Consider the following 20,358-nt stretch of genomic DNA (forward strand, 5'->3'; position numbering starts at 1 on the left):
CCATCTTTTGCTACTGCTCGTATGGAATAATGCATGTCTGCCAAATTGTTTAATCTTCCAATAAAAATTACCTTAGAACTTGTTGCTAAGCTATTTTCATCTACTCAACTGCAAAAGGCGCAGAATTATTTGATTGAAGGGCGGGTACTCGACGTTCACGCCAGTCAAGATAACCACAATGTTGAATCCTATGTGGTAGGAACCGCCACCGAGCCTTATCGTCAAGACATCAGCTTGGTCAATGTCAATCATAAAATCGTGATGAAATCTCATTGTACTTGCCCTGTTGCTAGCAATTGTAAGCACGTTGCCGCAGCGTTACTGGCGTTAGTGGATAAAAAGCCAGTTGAAGAGCAGCGTCTTAGCCAATGGATTTTACAATTAGATAAGCAAGATACCCTCACACAGACCGAAGATGATGAAGATAAAGAACGGATAATCTTTGTGTTATCAAGCGATCATCATGGTATTTTTGTTGAGTTTAAACGCAGTAAATTAAACAAAAAACTGCAGTACAACAAAGGCAGTAAAGTTGCGTTAAATGATGTGAAGTATCATCTGCCATGGTGGATTAACGCTGAAGATAGCCAAATCATCAGCTTATTATTATCGTCTTCAAAAAGTGCCTCAAAAATCTATCTTGAAGGTGAAATTTGCGCACTGGCATTAAATAAGATGATCCAACTTGGCAGTTGCTTTTGGGAAGAAAGCCGCACCCCAATTCAGATGACCCGCGCATTAACCCCAGACTTTATTTGGCAAGAAACTGATACCCGTCATACGCAAATCAGTATGACCATGCCTGAGCTTGAAAACTGGGAGTTTATTGCCACCAATCCACCGATGTTTATGGATTTAGACTATCTAAAGATTGGTCATTTGGATACTGACTTAAGCGTTGAAAAATTAAAGCTATTGCAACAAATGCCGCCAGTGCCATTAGATAAAGTCGACGATATCAGCGATAAAATGTTGCGTCACTTTTCCCCTAAAAGTGTCCCTGTACCCAGTGAAATTGAATTTTATGAAATTGAGCAGCCATTAGTCGCAAAGCTGACTTTTACCATGGTGCAATTAAGCGACAGCGCAGTTATGCAGCCGGTATTACAGCTGCAGTTTGGCTATGGCGATATGCTGTTGTCAGGCAAATTAGCTCGCGAAAAAATCACCTTGATTAAGCAAGGTAAAGTCCAGTATCAAATTCATCGTGATCCTGAGCAAGAAGCGCAAGTGGTGCAGATACTACAAAGCTTGCAATTGCAACTTATTGATAACAGCCTGCTGACTTATAATCATGCCAGTAGCTTTTACAGTTTAGGCTTAATGCCTGATATGGTGAATGAGTGGGCCCAGCTCACCACCTTTGGGGTGATGACCTTAGAAGACTTAGGCTATAACGTAGAGTTTGCCCCAGAGTTTGACCTTAATATTGTTGAAGCCGACATTGAAGTTGACCTTGACGATGATGAAGACAGCGGCTGGTTCTCACTGTCACTTAATGCTGATATTGATGGCCAAAGTGTACCTTTATTAAGTTTAGTTGCCCGTTGGCTGCAGCAAAATGGCGAGCCAGATGACGAGCAGGAGCTCATTCTGCCAGGGCCTAATGGCCGCTTTGTGAAGATTAAAGCCAAAACCATTAAACCGCTTATTTCGGTTATCCAAGAGTTATTCCAGCGTGGTGGTGGCGACCAACTAGAAGTCCCTCGCAATCGGGCTGACTTATTGAATGAGTTATCAGAAAGCGATATTCGGTTACTTAATGGTGAGCGCGTTAGACAGTTAGCCAATAAACTTACCGAGTTTAAAGGCATAGAGTCAGCGCCGCTGCCAGAAGGGCTTAATGCCACCTTACGTGACTATCAAAAGCAAGGTTATGACTGGCTGTGTTTCTTAAAAGAATACCAATTAGGCGGTATTCTTGCAGATGATATGGGGCTAGGTAAAACCCTGCAAACGCTCGCTTTTTTACTTAAAGCGAAACAATCAAAGCAACAAAGCAGCGCAGTTAATCCACGGGCATTTAGGCCCAGTTTAATTGTTTGTCCCACCAGTTTAGTGGGCAACTGGTTTAAAGAAGCACAAAAGTTTACCCCAAGTTTAAAAGTGCTGGTGGTACACGGCAGTAAACGTCAGGCATTACTTGAGCAGATTGCAGATTACGATGTGATTGTGACCACTTATCCTTTGATCTTGCGTGATGAATTGTTCTATAGCGAATACAGCTTTGAGCATATTATTTTAGATGAAGCACAGCAGATTAAAAATGCCCAAGCAAAAGTCACTCAAGCGCTTAAAACCTTCAAAGGCCAATTTAGATTATGCTTATCAGGTACGCCACTTGAAAACCATTTAGGCGAGTTAAAATCACTAATGGATTTTTGTTTACCGGGATTATTAGGTCAGCATAATTACTTTAATAAAGAATTTAGAGGCCCGATTGAAAAGCAAGCTGATACTGAAAAATCGGCGATATTGCTCAATCGTATTGCGCCGTTTTTACTGCGCCGCACCAAAAGCGAAGTAATGTCGGAGCTACCAGAAAAAACCATAATCATTCAAACCTTAGAGTTAGAAAAAGATCAGCGTAATTTATATGAAAGTATCCGTTTAGTGATGGAGAAAAAATTACGTGAATTGTTTGCTAAACAAGGTGTATCAAGCAGTCACATTGAGTTTTTAGATGCATTGCTTAAACTACGCCAAGCCTGTTGTGATCCACGCTTAGTGAAGCTAGAGCAAGCGCAGTACGTCAAAGATAACGCCAAACTCACTTGGTTGACTGAAAATGTACCCGAGATGGTTGAAGAGGGCCGTAAAATCCTTATTTTCAGCCAGTTTACCGGTATGTTGGCGCTAATTGAGCAAGAGTTGATTGATTTAGGCATAAGCTATAGCAAGCTTACAGGGCAAACCCGTAACCGTCAGGTTGAAATTGACGCCTTCCAAGAAGGTGAAATTCCGGTGTTTTTGATTAGCCTAAAAGCGGGCGGCACAGGGCTTAATTTAACCGCCGCCGATACAGTGATCCATTTTGACCCATGGTGGAACCCGGCTGCCGAAAAGCAAGCCACAGATAGGGCGCACCGTATCGGTCAGCTCAACCCTGTATTTGTGTATAAACTGATTGCCCAAGGGACGGTAGAAGAAAAAATTCAAGAGATGCAGCAGCACAAACAAAGCCTAGCTGATAGCATTCTTGCAGGCAGCGCTAAAAGCCAGTGGACAGGTAATGCAGATGATTTACTGTCACTGCTTCGCTAGTCGCTAGTCGCTTGTTAGTAAGTCATTGATGGGGTTTTATTTAGCCTTAACAAATTCATCCAAACAATCAAACACATTGATATGTTGATATTGCCAATAGAGCTGAGATAACTCAGCTCTATTTTTTTTATGCTCAGCTTGCTGACTAGCATCGTTTTTATCCAACGACGTAGCAAGGTAAGCCATAAGTTGGCTAAATTCAGTTATCACCCTACCCGCAGCAGGAATAGACGCTGCATAGTCATAGCATTGGCGGCTGTCAGTACTATATTGCTGCTGATCAAATTGATAAAACACAATATCCGCTTGGCTTTGCAGCATATCGATATACAAAGACGAATAATCGGTAATTAATAGATCAACCTCATTAATAATTTCATAGGTATCTTGCCAATCACTGATATTAATAATGTTAGGGTAATTGGATATATCATTGCCAAGTTGGGCTTCATTAGGGTGAAGCCGTAATAAAAATAGCTGCTTATTAGCAACTAAATAAGCCGATAACAACTCAAAATCAAATGCTTGCAAATAAGGATTCGATTGTTTTTCAGCAAGGGCAGAGGCGTCACGCCATGACGGGGCATAAAGAATAATACTGTCAGCGTGATTAATTTGCTTAAGTTCATCAGCTAAGGAATTTGATTCGGGGTAGTGGCTGTAATAATCAGTGCGCGGATTACCGCAATTGAGCATTTGGTTAAGGTTGATGTTAAAGGCGCTGGCAAAAAGGTTGGCCACTAAATCACTGGGGGCAATCATATGATCAGGCTTTACTTTTTGCTGGTGGTATAAACTTGCAGAGTTAAGCTTTTCGCTCAGGCTTTTAGGGTTATAAATCGTTAATAACGGGCCGTTGTTAATATCATACTCAATACGTTTTAGCGGCGAGCCATGCCATAAATTAACCTTGGTGGCACCTTTAGCAAAATACTGATTAATATCACCAATATAACTAGTATAGAAATAAAACTCAGCGGTTAACGCATGATAAATCCCTTTGGCGCTCCAGCGGTGATACGCCTCATAGCCTTGTTGGTTTAATGCGCTGATAACATCGCCATCGCCACTTATCCAAATCGCGCGGATCGTTTTTGTGCGCTGCCAATGTAAAAACAGGTATTTGCTATTATCGGCAAATTTATTTTTATAACCCCCCATCACTGCTTTGCGCGTTCTTGGCGTTAAGCCAGATAAAAAATATACGCTTTGAGTCATGACATATTTGATGCTATTGGCAATAAATTGGCTCATGCAATGTCTCCTTGACTGTAAATTCCTTTAAATACAAAGTTTAGCACTAAACTGCTAATAAGCTTAGGCCGCATTAACAGATTTAACCGCGAGGTTATTTTTAATCTCAGTGGTTGAAATATCGTCGGTACGGGTGAGGTACATGACTTCGCACTGGCTTTTTAAGAAATCAAATTCACCTTGCCAATCATCGCCGATGGCAAAAATATCAACATCAAAACGGCTAACATCAGCTGATTTTTGCTGCCAGTTATGCTCAGGAATGACCTTTGATACATATTTACAAGCCGCCACAATTTCTACCCGTTGCTGGTAGCTAAAGAAAGCTGCCTTGCCTTTTAGGGCATTAAATTCATCGGTAGAAACCCCAACAATCAGTTGATCGCACATTTTGCTTAGGCGCTGAAATAATCTCACATGGCCAAAGTGGAATAAATCAAATGTACCGTATGTAATGATGGTTTTCATAATGAATATCCTTTTTAATCAGTAATTAGCTGCAATCTCTAATTTAAAATCAATTTAGCTTTTAATGATGATGTCAGCTTGTTTGCTGTGAAACTTTTGCTGCAATATGTTTGCTAGGTAAAGTGGCTTTTGCGCTTGGGCAAATTCCATTTCAACCATTTGTATTTCTTCATCAGGGGTGTGCTGGTCAAAGTTCAATTGCACCGGACCATAGACGCCATAAGTGGTGTTGCTGTCATGCAAATGCTTATGTTTACTGGATGCGCCAAATAGGGCTAAATCGCCTTTGGCTGCTAACCAAAGTTGTGGCAGTAGTGAAAAAAACTTGTTGTTAAAATTAAACTTGTGCGCTTTAACGGCTTTATTGTGGTTGTTAATCACGGTTTCAGTCAGCAGTGGTTTATTGGGCTTGATGATCAATGCGCCCACAAATAAGGTCAGTAATAGTGGTGACAGTAAGATATAAAACATCATCATTAGTCCACGCTGCATTAGCGTGTGGTAATTACTGGCGCTTTGGGTCGATGTGGCGATTAAACTTTGATCTTCAATTTTGCTCCAACTGCTGGTTTGTGGGTCTATCATCAAGTCTTGGGAAATGATTTTATTGTTAACCGATAATTGCGGCCCAACATAGGTATTAGGCAAAATAATACTGTTTTGGATCTGGCTATCTTCAATAAAGCAGTATTTTCCCACCACCACCGCATCAGTTAATTGAGCTTTATGGGACACTTTGGTGTATTCACCAATTGCGCCATACACCTCGGCGCTATCTAATTGCGGCAGCTCGCATTGGGCTTCAACCATAAGGCTTTGGTTGCTTGAGCCTGTTTGGTGTTTGCGACCTTTACTGCTAAATATTTTGCTACAAATCACAAATTCAGTGGCTGCCACATAGCCTGATAAGCTGTCTAAATAAAAGCACTGACCATGAAGCACTTGGGCGATACTATCATCATGATCTACCGCTGTGGTTTGCAGTGGCCAGTTAAGCAATTGATTGTGTTTCCAGCCAGCGGGTAGCATCATCATTCCAGGGTTACGCTGCTCCATTGTTGCGTGAACAAATTTGGTGGGTACCATGCTGGAAAATGCCACAAAACGCTCTAGGCAAGGGCTTCTTAATATATCGCCTCGAACCACTAATGCCTGGGTGGTGTTATCGATATGCATTCTGGCAAGCACGCTATTAACTGCTTCTTGTGGCTTACTTAAAAAATACTCAATATTCAAACCCCATTGCTGGCCATTACCAATTTGGGCTTCCAGTTGTTCTGCATCAGCGCAAATCACCATTTTGACTTGGCTTATGCCTGCATCCGCTAAATCTTCTAGGGTGTACTCCACTAGAGGCTTGTTTGCTAGCGGTAATAGCGCTGGGCAATATTGCTGGTTTAGCGGCGCTAATTCATTTCCATTGCGGTTGGCAAATACGATAGCTTGCATAAGGTCTCCTAGTAGGCGCCACGCGCCAAAAGTACAGCTGGAATAGTTTTTAATAACAGTGTGATATCTTCTTTAAGCGATTGTTTGTAGATGTAATCAATGTCCAGTTCTACTTGCTTATCAAAAGGAATATCTGAGCGTCCGCTAACTTGCCAAATGCAGGTGATGCCAGGTTTTACCCCTAATCTGCGACGGTCGCTTAACTGATATTGGCTTACTTCATTAGGTAGTGCAGGTCTTGGGCCAACTAGTGACATATCACCAATTAACACGTTCCAAAGTTGTGGTAACTCATCGATTGAAGCTTTGCGGATAAGTTTTCCTATGGTGGTAATACGCGGATCTTGCTTCATTTTGAAAATGACGCCACCTTGCATTTCATTGTTTTGTTTGATTTTTTCTAACCTTTGCTCGGCATCAATATACATTGAGCGAAACTTCCACATGGTGAATGCTTGGTTATTTTTGCCACTGCGTGTTTGTGAAAAAAAGATCGCCCCTTTCGACTCAATTCGGATACTTAATGCGGTTAACGCAAATAATGGCGCTAATAAAATTAGCAAAATGCTAGCAGCAACAATATCGAATGTGCGTTTTGCAAATTGGCCACATTTGATTTTAAAGAAGTACCAATGACGGTTGTGATTTGAAATAGCTGATAGCGGCTGAGCCTTAGCTTGGCTGGTGGCTGAGGCCAAATTTAGCTGTTGTTTTTGCTTTAACACTCGCGCTAAAAATAGCGGGTTACCCACCACGTAGCGTTTCCACATGCGTTGTGGCTCTTGTGCTAAGCGCCATATCCATTCCATTCCTACTTGTCTGACAGCAATAGGTGCACGAGAAACATTATTGGCGAAGTAATCAAACAGTCCACCAACCCCAACGGCTGCGCCCACCTTTAATTGATATTTATGTTGCTCAATCCAATGTTCTTGCTTTGACGCCCCCATGCCGACGAGTAGTAGCTGCGCCCCTGATTGATTGATTTGCTCAATCACCTCTTGTTGGTTGCTTTCATTTAAATAACCATGATGACAGCCCACTATCTGTAAATCAGGGTACTGCTGTTTAAGGTTGGTTGCCGCCTCTTCAGTGGTGCCAGCAGTTGCCCCCAGGAAAAACAGTTTTATCCCTTGCTCACTGGCGCGTTGACACAGTAACGGCAGCATATCAGTACCATTCACATTGTCTTTAAGGCCGATACCGTGTAGCTGGCAAGCAATACGAATACCGCTACCATCAGCAAAAACTTGCTGGCATTGATTGAGAATATTTTTATAAGAGCTGTCTGTTGAGGCAATGTTCAAGCAGTCTGCATTTACAAAGGCAAAATGTTGGGTTTCATCGCCCACAGAGTGCTGCGCTACTTTAACCAGTTTTTCAACACTGTCAGCCATTTTATTATTATCAATATTGACCCCAAGTAAGTTGAATTGCTCAGGGTAATTCAGCTCAGTAGAGACAACAATTAAACGGCAAATTAGGCACTTACTTAGGTTAATTAGGTAATGAAATAAGCTGCTAAATTCAGGGGCTGCATTATTGATATGTTCAATCCCCATATTGCGCTGCATTTTTTCAATGGAAAAAACACCAGGGCGGCTATTGGTTGAACTTGGCTCAAACACGCAATACTCAAAGGCACTGCCTAAAAAACCAATATCGCCTTTAATGATCCCCAATAAAAACGGCAGTCTTGAAAAGCGCCCTTGGCTAAATTGATACAGCGCAACTTGGCGATCGTTTACATGAATGTAGATAGCATCAAAAATAGCTTGCTTAGAGCAGGCAAGTATTAAGGTTTTAAACACCATTATTGGTAGCATTAAAACCAGTAATATTATCGCCATAAAGCAATCAAAAGCGCGGACTGACAATAAGGTTGAGCCTGATGCCTGCGACTGGGTTTGAGTGTTTACTGATTGATGAGCGTCCATACCGTACCTCATAAAATGCAATGATTAATCGTTCGATACCTTGTTAAAGCACGAACTATTCCATATTTGTTAAGTATCTAATTAATAGTGTGTTATTGTGTTTTTAACTGTTTTTTTTGGTGGGTTTTTAGCAAGGGGCTTGCAATAAAAAGCTGACTTTGCAGAATGCGAATCGCACTGCAAAGCCAGAACAGGGAAGATGAGATAAGAGCTGCGGGTTACAATTTACTTTGTTGCATAAATTCACTTGAAACGCCGTCACGTGAAATACGTAGTTTTTGTAAAATGCCGATAAATTTTTGCCCAACAGCTTCGATAGCGATATAACCCCAAGCAGGTATTATCCACTGCGCATATGCGGCAATCATGGTGGTGACGGTTTTAAAGGTTTCACTTCTTATAATGCTAGGTGATGCTTTCATCGCGCGGTTAAACAGCTTTACAGCAGCGCTGCCATCACCAATGCGAATAGCTTGTCTTGATAAGTACCGTAATTGGAACCCGCGAGCAGACTCTTCATGTTGCTTTAATAATTTAGGAGCAAAACCACGGGCTTTTTCAATCATTTTCTCCCATGAGGCATATTGCTTCTCAAGGTTTGCTGATAAGCCACCATGATTAAGGCGGTAGTAAGTTAATGGCTCTGGTAGCCCTTCAATTTCCCAAGAGGTGGTTGCAGCAATACGTAACCAACATTCAATATCTTCTGATTGGCGGAAGTTCTCATCAAAGTAGCAGCTGTGGCGATTTTTACTGCTTGCTGGCTGAAAGCGTATGTCGTTTAAGGTGCTGCGGCGAATAACCGGCGCTGAGCCATTTCCTACAGGGTTACGGCATAATAAATGGGCTGCATCAATGTCAAAAAGTTTTGGCATTTGATAAAAATCGATAAACTTACCTTGATAATCAATAAAGCTTGAGCGTGAAAAACTTAATCCAACGTTGGGGTTCTTATCTAAATGCACCACATGGCGCTGTAGTTTTTCAGGGTGCCATAAATCATCAGAATCAATAAAGGCCACAAACTCACCTAATGAATGACGGATGCCGGTATTTCTTGCCGCTGCTAAACCTTTGTTGGTTTGATGACGGATGATATGTACTCTTGGATCGCCGATAAATTGTTTACATATTTGCATGCTATTATCATCACCGCGATCATCAACAATCAATAGCTCGAAGTTGTCATAGGTTTGCTTTAATACTGATTCAATAGCCGATTTAACAAACTGTTCAACGTTATAAACTGGCATTACTACTGAGATTCTAGGAGACATAATGTTTTCCTTAACTGTTTGTAACAGTTGGTTGATTAAATGAGATACGGCTGCTGTACCAGCAAAGCCAAGGCATAATAATTAAGTAAGTCACCATCACACTCAGTGCGACTGTGCTTAAGCTGAACTGACTTGCAACACTGATCACCAGGGTTAACAAAGCGGTGATAGCTAAATTGAGTTTGAAATTTAAACGGCTATGGCCGTGGGCAAGTAATAACTGACTGGCGGCTTCTGCCATTGGGCGAACAAGGCCGCTTAAACATAAGAAGATGAACACTGAAATGGCATCGGTTGTTAACCATTGCTCACCGTATACAAATGGCACGTAAAGGGGCGCAAGTGTTGTTTGTAAGATGATGATAGGGGCGGTAATCGCGCTAATGGCCATCACACTGTGACGAAACTTCTGCTTAGCAACTTGTTGGCTATTTGCTACATTGCTCGCGATTTTATCGTCGCTACAAAGGTGCGAGTAAAACGCGGTACCAAAGCTTTGAACTAGCCCTAAACTGATCCCCAAGCTGACGTTGTAAGCAAAGAAGTAAACCCCCAGTGCCTCAACCCCCATGAAGTAACCAATGACCAGATAATCAATGCTTTGTCTTAGGGTGTTAATCAAATCGCTTGAGCTCACCGGAATGCTAAAGCTAAGGATTGATTTAACATTTTTAACGGATGCTTTTTGGGTAAAAGTCGGTAACGGATTGCCATTTTTATGCAGGTAAATCCAGACCAATACCATCACCACTTTAGGGATAATAATGGCCCACAAGCCAAAGCCGCTCAGTGCAAGTATTGCAGTTAAGATGCCATCGCCCACGGTTTGCCAAAGGTTGGCGCTAGCCACTTTACGCATATTGTTGTTACGTAAGTTCACCGTGGCGTACAACATGCCAAATGGCAGTAATAAATAACTACTGGCAACAAACAAGATAGGCAGAACAAGTTGGCTGTCTTGGTAGTAATAAGCCAGTGGTAAGCTGATTAAACTCATTAGTGCAAAGGCAATAAGGCAGGCGCCGAAGTTAATCACATTGGCGCTGGCTAAGTTGTCTTTAAACTCGGTATCATTCATGCGAATAAGTGCTGCTGAAGTAATGCGGCGAGTAGGAGTACAAATTAATTCAAATAGGGTTAAGGTAATGGCCACTTGACCGAAGATTTCTGGTGTCAGTAATCTCGCTGTTATCACGCTAGCTGCTAATCTCACAATACGGCCACTAAACTGAGCACTCGCCAACCACATTAGGTTTTTACCCAATGTACGAATGCCTTGATTCAGCATTTGATTGACGGTCGTTTTAGGACCTAGTGAGTTAGTGGTTGTTTGCATTATTTGTACCCTTGATCTTGTTAGCTAATTTGATCTTGTTTGCAAATTCAAATTAGGACTAGCTGACTGCATACAAGGGGAGTTACACTTATCGTGCCAACTTTTATATGTATGTTTTAATTGGGTTTTATTATTTTACGGGGTAAGTGCTGCTGAGGTGTTTTAGCAAATTGAGATAGGGCCGTTGCAGTTTGCAATACTTTAACTGAGAGCATCAAAGCGCTTTTCATTGGTTTGCTTTGATGTATGGCGTTAACCCGTTTAGGATTGATTTAGCTATTCACTTTAGCTATTTACTTTAGCTATTCACTCTAGCTAATAGTGGTGCCAGCGTGTATTGGCAAGTGAGTGAAAGGCAAAACTAACAGGATGGACAAATGAACAAATCGACCTCTTTATTGATGAGCATGGGTTTGCTGCCAGCGAGCTTAACCTTGTTAGCTGGATTAACTTTATCAGGCTGTAGCCAAGATGTGCCAAAGCAGCAAACTGAGCAATCGACTATGCAATCAAGTGCGCAATCAAGTGCACAATCAACTGCAGCAGTTGAAAGTAGCTTGTGTACTCAAGCTTGGTTTAAGCAAGTAGATCAACAACTGATTTCAGGCGATGGTCAAGGTCATGGGCCTGACTTAGGCTCAGATGAATGGCAGTCGGTGATTGAATTTAAGTTAGGTGTAAGGGGCGACACTGATGTGCCAAATCGACACTCTAAGGCTTGGTGCGCGTATGTGCAGCAGAAGTTATCTCAGTAACCAGCTGCCATTATCTATGTGAGTGTTATCCATTTTTATCAGCTCTTATCAAGGGCTGACTTCTGCGTCACTTTAGCGGTTAGCGCTTAAAGAGGGGTGATAGCTGTGCATGCTATGGGGTTTAATCATCTATTACCAAAAAATTGTTGATAATGTAACAACTATTAGCCCCTTTAAGCATAGGGACCTAGCGACTATTATCAACGTTCTTATGTCGTTAGGAAGTTATTTTAATTCTGTTTGCTATGGCGGGGTTAAATAAGCTTATAACCATATAAAGTGCTTAATTAATAATAGTTTTTTACATAAAAAGTTAAAAGTAACTTATTAAATAAGCATTTGTTTTGAGTTTATTTAGCTTAGCTAAGCAAAGTAATGATTTTATTGAATACTTTATAACTTATGGCATTCGGCAGTTGCATTTCCCGTGGATGAAAGCCGGGAATATTAATGAAAGTGGAGACAGTAAATATGACACATCCAATTATTGAAGACTTAAACAATCGCTATACAGCAAAGCGTTATGATCCTTCAAAGCGTGTTTCAAAAGAAGATTTAGCGGTGATCTGTGAGGCGATGCGACTTTCAGCATCTTCAATTAATTCACAGCCTTGGAAGTTTATTGTGCTTGAAAGTGATGCAGCAAAACAAAGAATGCACGACACTTTCGCCAATAAATATCAGTTCAATCAGCCCCATGCTAAAGCCTGTTCTCATATTATTTTATTTGCCCATAACCCTCACTATACCCGTGACGATTATGCCAAAGTGGTTGATAAGGGCATTGAAGATGGTCGCACAAAACCTGAAAATCGCGAGCAAGCTTTTGGTGGTTACTCTTTTGCTGAATTAAATACCGATGCACAGGGCAATAACGAGGCGTGGACACGCTCTCAAGCTTATCTTGCACTGGGTAACACCTTGCATACTTTAGCCCGTTTAGGTATCGACTCGACCACAATGGAAGGGGTTGATAGTAAACTTATCGGTGATATTTTTGCCGAAGAATTAGATGGTTATGAATGCTATGTTGGTTTAGCTATCGGTTACCATCATAGTGATGAAGATTACAATGCCAGCTTACCTAAGTCGCGTCTTGCATTTGATCAAGTGATAAAAATTATTTAATGGCGTAAGCCATAGCCGCTGTGATGACAGTGTTTTGTTACCACTTAGGTAACAAAACACAATGATTAGTCCTTCAAGGCAGCGGCTTTTTTGAGTACGGCTTCTGGCTCTTCAGCTCGCAGCGTCATACCTAATACAATTAATCCCGGCCAAAATAAATAGGCTAGAATTTCTAAATTCTCGCCGAAGGTATATAAACTTAACATCAGTAAAATTGCCATGCCGACTCTGGCCATAGGCTGACTAAATAATCGGATCAATAATATCAAGAAGGTGACTAACATCGGAATTGCTAACGCTACAGCGCCGACAACGCCTTTAACAAACAATAATCCATACCAAGTATGATGCGAGCCTATGGGCATGTATTCCACCATGTGCGGCCCTCGCTCAACGATACCATGGCCAAAGATCACCGCTTCATTCATCCACCTTTCAACGGCAATATCAGCCAAAGCTTGACGAACGCGAGTTGAATCGGCGCGGGCAGCTTTTATGGCGGCAATACTGATTTGTATTTTGTTGATAGTGGCTTCACCGACAACCCCAATAAGTAACATTAACGGGCTAAGTAAAAAGTACAGTAAAGGTGAGCGCACAAGTTTAAATAGGGTGAAAAAGCCGATTAAGGCGAAATAACACACCAAGCCAAGACGGGATTGCGACATTAATACCATCAGTAAGCTGCCTGCAATGCCCCACTTTTTCCAACGTGAATCCTTTTCTTGTACGGCAAAAATAAAATATAAGTTACCTAGCATGCCTAATGCCGGTGCCCATGGGGTAAACAGACGCCAGCGGGGAACGCCGCTGCCAGGGTCGATTTCATATAAACTGACGCTGAAAAACTCAGGCCCTGGGCCACCAATAATGCTCAGTGGCGACACATATAAGGTGCTGGGCAAGCCAACTTTCCAAGCAATTAAAAACAGCGGGAACAGCAAAATAGTATGTTTGCAGACTCTGCAGCAGGCGCGATAAATAATTTCAGGCCGAATAGATAAGCAGCCAATAAGCGGAAATATTGCCAGTAAGGCCCAGCCTTTGGCCCAGCCAATAGATGATTTAATTAATTTGCCAATACCTAAGCCAAAATCGAGGTGGCCGACCACTAAGGCAATAAGCATGAACAACATGCCAAACACCCATACATAATGGCTGATGCTAATTCTACATGTTTGCTGACCTGAAATTTTTTTATAAAGTAAGCGTGCAAATAGCACCCATGCAATCACAGGTGCAATGACATATAAAGCACCAAACAGCCAAAATAAATAACTATAAACAATGCTGTTGTATATTATTTTTTCGTCAACATTTTGCGCAACAATGGTTTGCGGATCCATAAAATGCTCAACCCTAGCAGTAACATGAAAGAAGCGCTTAACCCACCAAAGATAATTAGTATGCTGGCTAATTTATTGGGAGAATGAGCTAAACTCGGCGGCGAAAATAATTGCAACATGGGGTAAGCCGAGTAGATATCTGATTTACCCACATCCAATTTTGCCATCGCAGAGGTTAATACCGTAGTGGCTAACTGGTGTTCACGTTGTAAATCTGCAAGCTTGGCGGCATCATCGTTACTGTGCTGCAAGCGTAGCTCCCACTGATCAATTTGCGCGATCAGTGAATCTACTTCTGATTGCGTCGCTTGTCGTTTTGAGGCTATGGTAATGAACTCTTGCATCATCACTGCGCGGCCATCAACATCATCCACCGTTAGCATCATTAAAATTTTCTCATCTTGAAATCCAATAATGGTATTAAAGCGCTGCTTCATACTATCGAAGATACTGTCTAACTCTGCTTTTAGGGTGACTAATGTCGGGTGACGACGACCCAAGCGCCCAGCATTTTCTATGTAAGTGGTATTGGCGGTGTTGTGTTTTTCAAGTAACTGCTGAAACAGCTTATCATTGTTGAGTTTGAGTAAAATCGCAGCTTGTGAGTCATTAATGCCAAGGTGTTTTTCATAGAGTTCATAGCTGGCATTTAAACCTTGCAGTGACGCTGAAAGGGTCACTTTACTATGGCGTAAGCGCTCAATGGTGATGGCTAACTCTTTAAACTGATCAAGGGTTATTAGGCCTCGCTCAGATTGAAAATCCAGTAATTGCTTTTGTGTTTGCTTTACTCGGGCGTTATAGCTTTTCAGGCTACGTTGAATACCTCGCTCGCGCAGGCTATTTTCATCAAAACGCAGATCATCAAGAATGTCTTGTAAAGAACGATACATAGCCCAGCCACGTTTTTGAGCTTGCTCTGGCGATGCGCCATTAATACTAAACTCCATTAAGCCCGTTTGACTGGGGAGTTTAAGTTTGGGTTTTGGTATTTCATTGCTAGGCACTTTTAAATAAAACGCAGCGGTTTGCATCAGCAAGCTGCTCATGGAAATCGCTTTAAAATTCTCTCTTGGATCAATGGCCGAGCTCATATAAGGCGAGCTATTGGAGCTACTTGCTTGACCAAGGCTGTCAAGGCTTAGGGAAGACCCCGCTGCGACCCCAGGTAATATGACCACCCATTTACTTTCGTATTTGGTGGGGGTTAGCGCGATAAAAACAGCCACCAACAGCCAGACAATGAGCAGTGATATCAAGGCTGTTTTGATGTACAGGCGTTTACGGGCTTTAGGGGTTAAGTGGCTGCCTTCTAATGTGGCGCGTTTAATCCAATATAAATAGGCAAGTTCTGAAAAGCTGGCGTAATCTTGCTCTGTTTCGATGTCAGTGTTTTGTGCGCTTTGGGTTTCATTTTCAAGCTTAACGTCAGTATCAGCACTGAAGCTTGTGTGCGCCCCTGCCCCAGAGTCTGCTTGTTTCTGGCTCTGTTCGCCTTTGCCGCTTTTGCAGTTTCCTTGGCTCATTATTGTCTCCTTACAACCATCCGATAAGGGTTGTTGGCACGACCAATTCAGTTACTGTTCTGGCTATTTCACGGATATTAGTTACGCGAGAGTCATAACAGGCAAGTCCATCACCGGGGAGTAATACTGGGTTTGATTCATTATTCCAGGCCGTTTGAATTAAGCCATCAATTGAGCGTTCGACAATATCTATTTGATTAGATAATGGATTTTTAGTCACTAGGATAACGTAACGACTGGCATTGGTGGTTTGGGCACCACCGACACAGTTGGCCGCAATGGCGCCATTTAGCAAGCGGGTGCCGTAAGGAAAGCGTGTTGCTTCACGGTCTACTGCTGACTGACTATTTGAACTTGCAGGTTGCGTTAAGTTTGACATAAATACCCTGATCCCTGGTGTTGTCAACTGAGAAGGTCTGGCTAATTGATCATTAAATGAATGCGTCGAAGGAACATGTACATGATCGCCAGCCATTAAAGTCATGTTTGGTACTTTCTCTCCCGTTAGCATACCACGTAAATCCATATTGAAAACCTGACCATTACGGATGACCTTAATTGCTGAAATATCAGCATCTGGGCGCACCCCACCAGAAGACTTCACCGCGGCGGCTACATTACGCTGAATGGCTTGGTCACCAGCAAAGTTACTGCCATCATCTTTAAGTTCAATGGGGAGTTTTTTGTTGATCATGTGCTGACCTGGCTCAAATACTGCGCCAGAGGTGGTGATTTCAATAGGTGCCCAGCTAATAGGTAATATACTGATACGCACCGCATGGGCCAACATCAGATTTTCATCGATTAATATGTTTCTGATTTGATTGTTTAATTGATTAAGAGTCAGTCCTGTAACTGAAATTGGCGGTAAATAAGGCAGATAGATATTGCCGTCGGCATCTACTTCCACATCTTTACTAAATTCATCACCATTGAGTATTTTTACCGAAATTTTATCCCCTACAGATAATGACAACGCTTGTTGGGTATCAACCACCATCGACTTATTACCGAAAATTGGCGCAGTAGGGAAAGTCGTATGGTTTGAGGTCACAGCGCTGACCTTTCTGTTATAAGGCGTTTTTTGGCCAAAGTAATGGCAGCTAGTGAGTTGCTGCTCTAAATCACAAACATCTTGCTCAGCTGGTTGCATAGGGGTCACGCAAGCGGTTAAGCCTGCGATAATAGCGATAGAAAGTAGTGATTTGAATATGTTCATTTCTGTTCCCCTTTACGTCCGTGATTTAGTGGTTCCTGCTTAGCTTGCTAACTCTGAGATGATTTGTTCATCAAAGTCAGAGGGTTCAACAATGCTGCTATGACGCAAAAAATCTAACGCTAACGCCTCAGTTTCAAAAATCTCAAAAATATGGTGTAGGCGCGTTAATTCAATTAATGAACGTACCGCAGGACTAGGTGACAGTAATACGATGTTGCCTTGATAATTAAGCGCTTGATTACGGGCGGAGATAAGCACAGATAAGCCACTTGAATCGATGTACTCTAAATGCTGCATGTCGATAACTAAGCGGGTATGGCCTCTATCAATATAATCAACCAGTGCCGCTCGGTAAGTTGGGGTATGAGCCATAAACATTCTGATAGGTAATGTTACTACACTTGCATGTTGGGCTACTTTGATTTCAAATTTCATAACCTGCTCCTAAACATCTATTGATGCGCTAACTTTGATTAACTAAATCGTGATGAGATAAATGACGTCTAAAATTGAATGGGTGGATTAATCATTTATCCTCTGCTTAATCTATAGTTAGCAGGATGCGTGCCAATTATTTAGTTGTTGTTAATCAGTGGTTTGAGTTTTTATTTTGCTGTCGTCTGGCTGTGTGTTGCTTATTGCTAAGCTTTAATTGCGGTTTAAAACTATGTCGTTGCAGAATGCAAAAGCACTGATTACAACTTCACGACCTAGTATTTGCAATTCGCAGTATTGATTTAGTTTATATTGCAGGGAAGGGGCAGCCTAAGTACAGATAATATGAATTTTCGATAAAATGGCTTTGGTTTGATATAGATTGTTTGATATGGATTGTTTGATATAGAGTGTTTGCTAACTTGTATTTGGGCAAAGACGTATTTCAAGTTGGTTTATGAATGTCTGGACATAACTTTAGCAACTAAATATCTACTAGGTTCTTTCCTAGTAGTGATAAAATATCCGCATTAGAATAACCGAGAAAATCTATGTTTATCCATCATGTTAACGGCATCGACTGGCTGGTGATTACAGCTTTTGAAGAACTTAAAACTTTATTTATTGAAGAAGCTGGTGCGATCCCCTTTTGCTTCTCAACCGCCAGCGAATTGAACCTGATTGATCAAGCCAAGCGCACTTATGGATATTTGCCTGCACTCAGCGGCGTAATCACAGATACTGGCACTTTTCAACGTCAGGATAACGAAGAAGATTTGAACCCACAACTTGCCTGCATAGTTGAGGGGCGTGGTCGGGTATTTATCTATCACGGCGGCTTTGTGGCTTTTGTGGATGACGAGCAAACCTTTATTACCCGAATGGACTGAACATTATTCAGTAAGTTGAAATCGGCGAATTGGCATCCTTAGCCATGCAAAGCTGGATTAACTATGTTGTTATCGCTAATGCTTATCAAAGGTGTGTCGCTATTGGTTTACATTCCGCCCAAAGCATTAGCCCAAGTTTATACTTAATCTCAAGTGAGTGCCTAATACCGTTGCCTGTTGCTGCACCTGATCCATCCATTGATGCATTATCCATAAGCCGCGGCCGTTGGCTTTGTGTTTGTTAGGACAAGTGCTAGGGGGGGCTAGTGGGGTAAAGTTTGAGTTATCTAATATATCAATAATCAACTTGTTATCGTTTTTCTGTAATAACAGCTTAATATCTTCAGCGTCATCAGCGCTGTGCTGTTGCACATTATTGGTGGCTTCGAGTGCACAACTGATGAGTTTGAAGCGTTGTAATGGCTCAACCTTATTGCTGATCAAAAACTGTTCTAGTTCGTCATAAACTTGATCTGCTGTCATTGAATTGATGCTTATGTTCAATTGAGTGTTATTCATATTAACTCCTTAAGCTGTGGGTCACTGTGGGTTAATTCAAAAATATAAGCTGTTAATTTAAGTGCTTATCTTCGTTCTAAATCTAACTCTATAATCAGCAATAATTGGCATACAGTTATCATCACAATGATTGCTATAACTTTTTAATCGGGTGCGGTAAATAGTAGCAGTGACATATCATCTTGGGGTTGCGACTGCTGCCAAAGGTTGAGTAAGTAACTTAAGTGACTCAATAAATTCGCCGCTGGCATGGCTTTAGCTGATAAGCAGCGCTGTTTTAAGCGCTCTAAGCCAAACATGCCAAACTTTGGATGATTAACTTCATACACGCCATCTGAAAACAGCAGTAGTTGCTCACCCGGGTAAAGTTGGTATTGACCACTTTGGTATTGGCAGTGTTTATCAATACCAATTGGCATACCTGTGGGCACATCGATGCTTTGCACATCGAGTTTAGAAATGATTAATGGTAATGGGTGACCTGCATTACACAGTTGTAATTCATGGGTGTTTATATTGATTTTACCTATCATTACAGTGGCAAACTGGCCCAAATTACCAGGATCATCAAAGAGATTGTTTAAGGCATTCATGACCTTTTCTGGCGATTGCTGCCAGTTCATCCTTTGGGGTGATAAGCCTTGGGCGAGGGTAAAACTGAGCATAGCAGCACTGGCACCGTGACCCGATACATCGATAACATAGAAGCCTATCCACTGTTCATCAATTTCAAAGCATTGCAAAATATCGCCTGCAAGTTCCTCTGCGGGTTCAAAATAATGTCGGATAGTCCAATTATTGAAGGCTAAATTATTTTTTGGCAGTAAGGATTGCTGCAAAATCGCAGCTTGGGTCAGTTCAGACTGTTTTTGAGAAAGTAAACTTTGCAGCTGTTGCTTACTTTCAAGTACCGACTTTTTTGCTTGAATGAGCCTTACTGCAGCTTGAATTTTGACTTTTAATACTGAGGCCAAAAAAGGTTTGGTAATGTAATCATCAGCACCTGAGTCCATAGCATAAATCATGTCTTGAGTTTGATCGTTACCGGTTAAAAGCAAGAAGTAACCGGGATCTGTTTTGGTCTTTAGTCTTTTACACAGCTCAACACCGTTCATCCTAGGCATGCGCCAGTCGCTGACAATTAAGTCAAACTGCTGGGTACGGCACTTCTCCAGTGCCGTTAAGCCATCTTCACATTGCACCATCTCAAACTGTACATTTTCCGGCTGAAAACTTTGAATTAAACTGGCAATGTAATAGCGTTCACTGAATGTGTCTTCCACTAACAGGATGGAGATAGTCGACGTTGACGCATTAGCATTTTGCATGGCGATTCTCTATTAAGTTTGTTTAATAACTTATTAAAGCAAAAGCTGTTCCATAATTTTTAAATAATAAAATCAGGTGGTTAAGCAGCTTTCTAGTAAGATTTACTATTTGCATTTTCAGATTGGGAATAATTTTTTGCAAAATGCGAACAGGTAATTCATAGTGAGTAATAATGTAGTAAACATTTGCTTTGGAATAGATTTTTGACAGGGTTAAACAGCGCTGT

At 41.6% G+C, this 20,358-nt stretch carries 16 protein-coding genes; 4 read left to right on the forward strand and 12 right to left on the reverse strand.

The genetic code is table 11. The annotated features are described in order from the left end of the window. Positions 1-33: 33 nt before the first annotated feature. The gene (locus BCU57_RS02915; RefSeq protein ID WP_102439638.1) at positions 34-3,264 is read left to right on the forward strand and encodes a DEAD/DEAH box helicase; all 3,231 of its coding nucleotides are present in this window, start codon (positions 34-36) and stop codon (positions 3,262-3,264) included. Between the two features lie 36 nt (positions 3,265-3,300). Here the strand turns inward: BCU57_RS02915 and BCU57_RS02920 are convergent, their stop codons facing one another. The 6 genes from BCU57_RS02920 to BCU57_RS02945 all read right to left on the reverse strand — a co-directional run bounded on the left by BCU57_RS02920 (position 3,301) and on the right by BCU57_RS02945 (position 10,985). After that, on the reverse strand, positions 3,301-4,518 hold the full coding sequence (locus BCU57_RS02920) for a CDP-glycerol glycerophosphotransferase family protein (RefSeq protein WP_241903557.1): 1,218 nt from the start codon (positions 4,516-4,518) through the stop codon (positions 3,301-3,303). A gap of 63 nt (positions 4,519-4,581) precedes the next feature. Next, positions 4,582-4,986, reverse strand: coding sequence for a glycerol-3-phosphate cytidylyltransferase (tagD, locus tag BCU57_RS02925; protein ID WP_102439637.1), 405 nt, complete (start codon positions 4,984-4,986; stop codon positions 4,582-4,584). 54 nt (positions 4,987-5,040) lie between these two features. After that, positions 5,041-6,435 (reverse strand): sugar phosphate nucleotidyltransferase, encoded by a 1,395-nt coding sequence (locus BCU57_RS02930; protein WP_102439636.1) that lies wholly within the window; start codon positions 6,433-6,435, stop codon positions 5,041-5,043. Positions 6,436-6,443: 8 nt separating this feature from the next. Then, positions 6,444-8,372: a WecB/TagA/CpsF family glycosyltransferase gene (locus BCU57_RS02935; RefSeq protein WP_102439635.1), complete on the reverse strand. Its 1,929-nt coding sequence runs from the start codon at positions 8,370-8,372 to the stop codon at positions 6,444-6,446. A gap of 218 nt (positions 8,373-8,590) precedes the next feature. After that, a complete protein-coding gene (locus tag BCU57_RS02940; protein WP_102439634.1) occupies positions 8,591-9,649 on the reverse strand; it encodes a glycosyltransferase family 2 protein in 1,059 nt (352 codons plus the stop codon). A 10-nt stretch (positions 9,650-9,659) separates the two neighbouring features. Continuing rightward, positions 9,660-10,985, reverse strand: coding sequence for an oligosaccharide flippase family protein (locus BCU57_RS02945; RefSeq protein WP_102439633.1), 1,326 nt, complete (start codon positions 10,983-10,985; stop codon positions 9,660-9,662). Between the two features lie 377 nt (positions 10,986-11,362). Here BCU57_RS02945 and BCU57_RS02950 point away from each other — a divergent pair, with 377 nt between their 5' ends. Further along, positions 11,363-11,740 carry a hypothetical protein gene (locus BCU57_RS02950; protein WP_102439632.1) on the forward strand — a complete coding sequence of 126 codons (378 nt, stop codon included), beginning with the start codon at positions 11,363-11,365 and terminating at the stop codon, positions 11,738-11,740. A 471-nt stretch (positions 11,741-12,211) separates the two neighbouring features. Next, a complete protein-coding gene (locus tag BCU57_RS02955; RefSeq protein ID WP_102439631.1) occupies positions 12,212-12,868 on the forward strand; it encodes an NAD(P)H-dependent oxidoreductase in 657 nt (218 codons plus the stop codon). 65 nt (positions 12,869-12,933) lie between these two features. On the opposite strand, the gene BCU57_RS02960 is transcribed toward BCU57_RS02955, so the two are convergent. The 4 genes from BCU57_RS02960 to BCU57_RS02975 are packed head-to-tail and all read right to left on the reverse strand — an operon-like array spanning position 12,934 to position 17,394. Beyond that, positions 12,934-14,214, reverse strand: coding sequence for a capsular biosynthesis protein (locus BCU57_RS02960; protein ID WP_102439630.1), 1,281 nt, complete (start codon positions 14,212-14,214; stop codon positions 12,934-12,936). Further along, positions 14,169-15,740, reverse strand: a complete 1,572-nt coding sequence (locus BCU57_RS02965; protein ID WP_241903556.1) for a GumC family protein — start codon at positions 15,738-15,740, stop codon at positions 14,169-14,171. Before BCU57_RS02965 ends, BCU57_RS02960 begins: the two co-directional genes overlap by 46 nt. Positions 15,741-15,750: 10 nt before the next feature. After that, positions 15,751-16,959 (reverse strand): polysaccharide biosynthesis/export family protein, encoded by a 1,209-nt coding sequence (locus tag BCU57_RS02970; RefSeq protein ID WP_102439629.1) that lies wholly within the window; start codon positions 16,957-16,959, stop codon positions 15,751-15,753. Positions 16,960-16,998: 39 nt separating this feature from the next. Beyond that, complete coding sequence (locus tag BCU57_RS02975) at positions 16,999-17,394, reverse strand: STAS domain-containing protein (RefSeq protein ID WP_076542877.1); 396 nt, start codon at positions 17,392-17,394, stop codon at positions 16,999-17,001. A gap of 551 nt (positions 17,395-17,945) precedes the next feature. On the opposite strand from BCU57_RS02975, the gene BCU57_RS02980 reads away from it, so the two are divergent. After that, positions 17,946-18,284 carry a cytosolic protein gene (locus BCU57_RS02980; RefSeq protein ID WP_102439628.1) on the forward strand — a complete coding sequence of 113 codons (339 nt, stop codon included), beginning with the start codon at positions 17,946-17,948 and terminating at the stop codon, positions 18,282-18,284. A gap of 126 nt (positions 18,285-18,410) precedes the next feature. On the opposite strand, the gene BCU57_RS02985 is transcribed toward BCU57_RS02980, so the two are convergent. Both BCU57_RS02985 and BCU57_RS02990 read right to left on the reverse strand, forming a co-directional pair. Continuing rightward, positions 18,411-18,803, reverse strand: a complete 393-nt coding sequence (locus BCU57_RS02985) for an ATP-binding protein (RefSeq protein WP_102439627.1) — start codon at positions 18,801-18,803, stop codon at positions 18,411-18,413. A gap of 143 nt (positions 18,804-18,946) precedes the next feature. Beyond that, positions 18,947-20,131: a SpoIIE family protein phosphatase gene (locus tag BCU57_RS02990; RefSeq protein WP_102439626.1), complete on the reverse strand. Its 1,185-nt coding sequence runs from the start codon at positions 20,129-20,131 to the stop codon at positions 18,947-18,949. Positions 20,132-20,358 lie beyond the last annotated feature (227 nt).

Origin of the sequence: Shewanella sp. 10N.286.48.B5 (assembly GCF_002874355.2) — a bacterium.
Taxonomy (GTDB): Bacteria; Pseudomonadota; Gammaproteobacteria; order Enterobacterales; family Shewanellaceae; genus Shewanella.

Coding starts and splice junctions, on each gene's coding strand:
- BCU57_RS02970 (WP_102439629.1), bottom strand. CDS start 16,959: ATGAACATATTCAAATCACTACTTTCTATCGCTATTATCGCAGGCTTA.
- BCU57_RS02955 (WP_102439631.1), top strand. CDS start 12,212: ATGACACATCCAATTATTGAAGACTTAAACAATCGCTATACAGCAAAG.
- BCU57_RS02945 (WP_102439633.1), bottom strand. CDS start 10,985: ATGCAAACAACCACTAACTCACTAGGTCCTAAAACGACCGTCAATCAA.
- BCU57_RS02930 (WP_102439636.1), bottom strand. CDS start 6,435: ATGCAAGCTATCGTATTTGCCAACCGCAATGGAAATGAATTAGCGCCG.
- BCU57_RS02990 (WP_102439626.1), bottom strand. CDS start 20,131: ATGCAAAATGCTAATGCGTCAACGTCGACTATCTCCATCCTGTTAGTG.
- BCU57_RS02985 (WP_102439627.1), bottom strand. CDS start 18,803: ATGAATAACACTCAATTGAACATAAGCATCAATTCAATGACAGCAGAT.
- BCU57_RS02960 (WP_102439630.1), bottom strand. CDS start 14,214: ATGGATCCGCAAACCATTGTTGCGCAAAATGTTGACGAAAAAATAATA.
- BCU57_RS02950 (WP_102439632.1), top strand. CDS start 11,363: ATGAACAAATCGACCTCTTTATTGATGAGCATGGGTTTGCTGCCAGCG.
- tagD (WP_102439637.1), bottom strand. CDS start 4,986: ATGAAAACCATCATTACATACGGTACATTTGATTTATTCCACTTTGGC.
- BCU57_RS02975 (WP_076542877.1), bottom strand. CDS start 17,394: ATGAAATTTGAAATCAAAGTAGCCCAACATGCAAGTGTAGTAACATTA.
- BCU57_RS02920 (WP_241903557.1), bottom strand. CDS start 4,518: ATGAGCCAATTTATTGCCAATAGCATCAAATATGTCATGACTCAAAGC.
- BCU57_RS02915 (WP_102439638.1), top strand. CDS start 34: ATGTCTGCCAAATTGTTTAATCTTCCAATAAAAATTACCTTAGAACTT.
- BCU57_RS02940 (WP_102439634.1), bottom strand. CDS start 9,649: ATGTCTCCTAGAATCTCAGTAGTAATGCCAGTTTATAACGTTGAACAG.
- BCU57_RS02980 (WP_102439628.1), top strand. CDS start 17,946: ATGTTTATCCATCATGTTAACGGCATCGACTGGCTGGTGATTACAGCT.
- BCU57_RS02965 (WP_241903556.1), bottom strand. CDS start 15,740: ATGAGCCAAGGAAACTGCAAAAGCGGCAAAGGCGAACAGAGCCAGAAA.
- BCU57_RS02935 (WP_102439635.1), bottom strand. CDS start 8,372: ATGGACGCTCATCAATCAGTAAACACTCAAACCCAGTCGCAGGCATCA.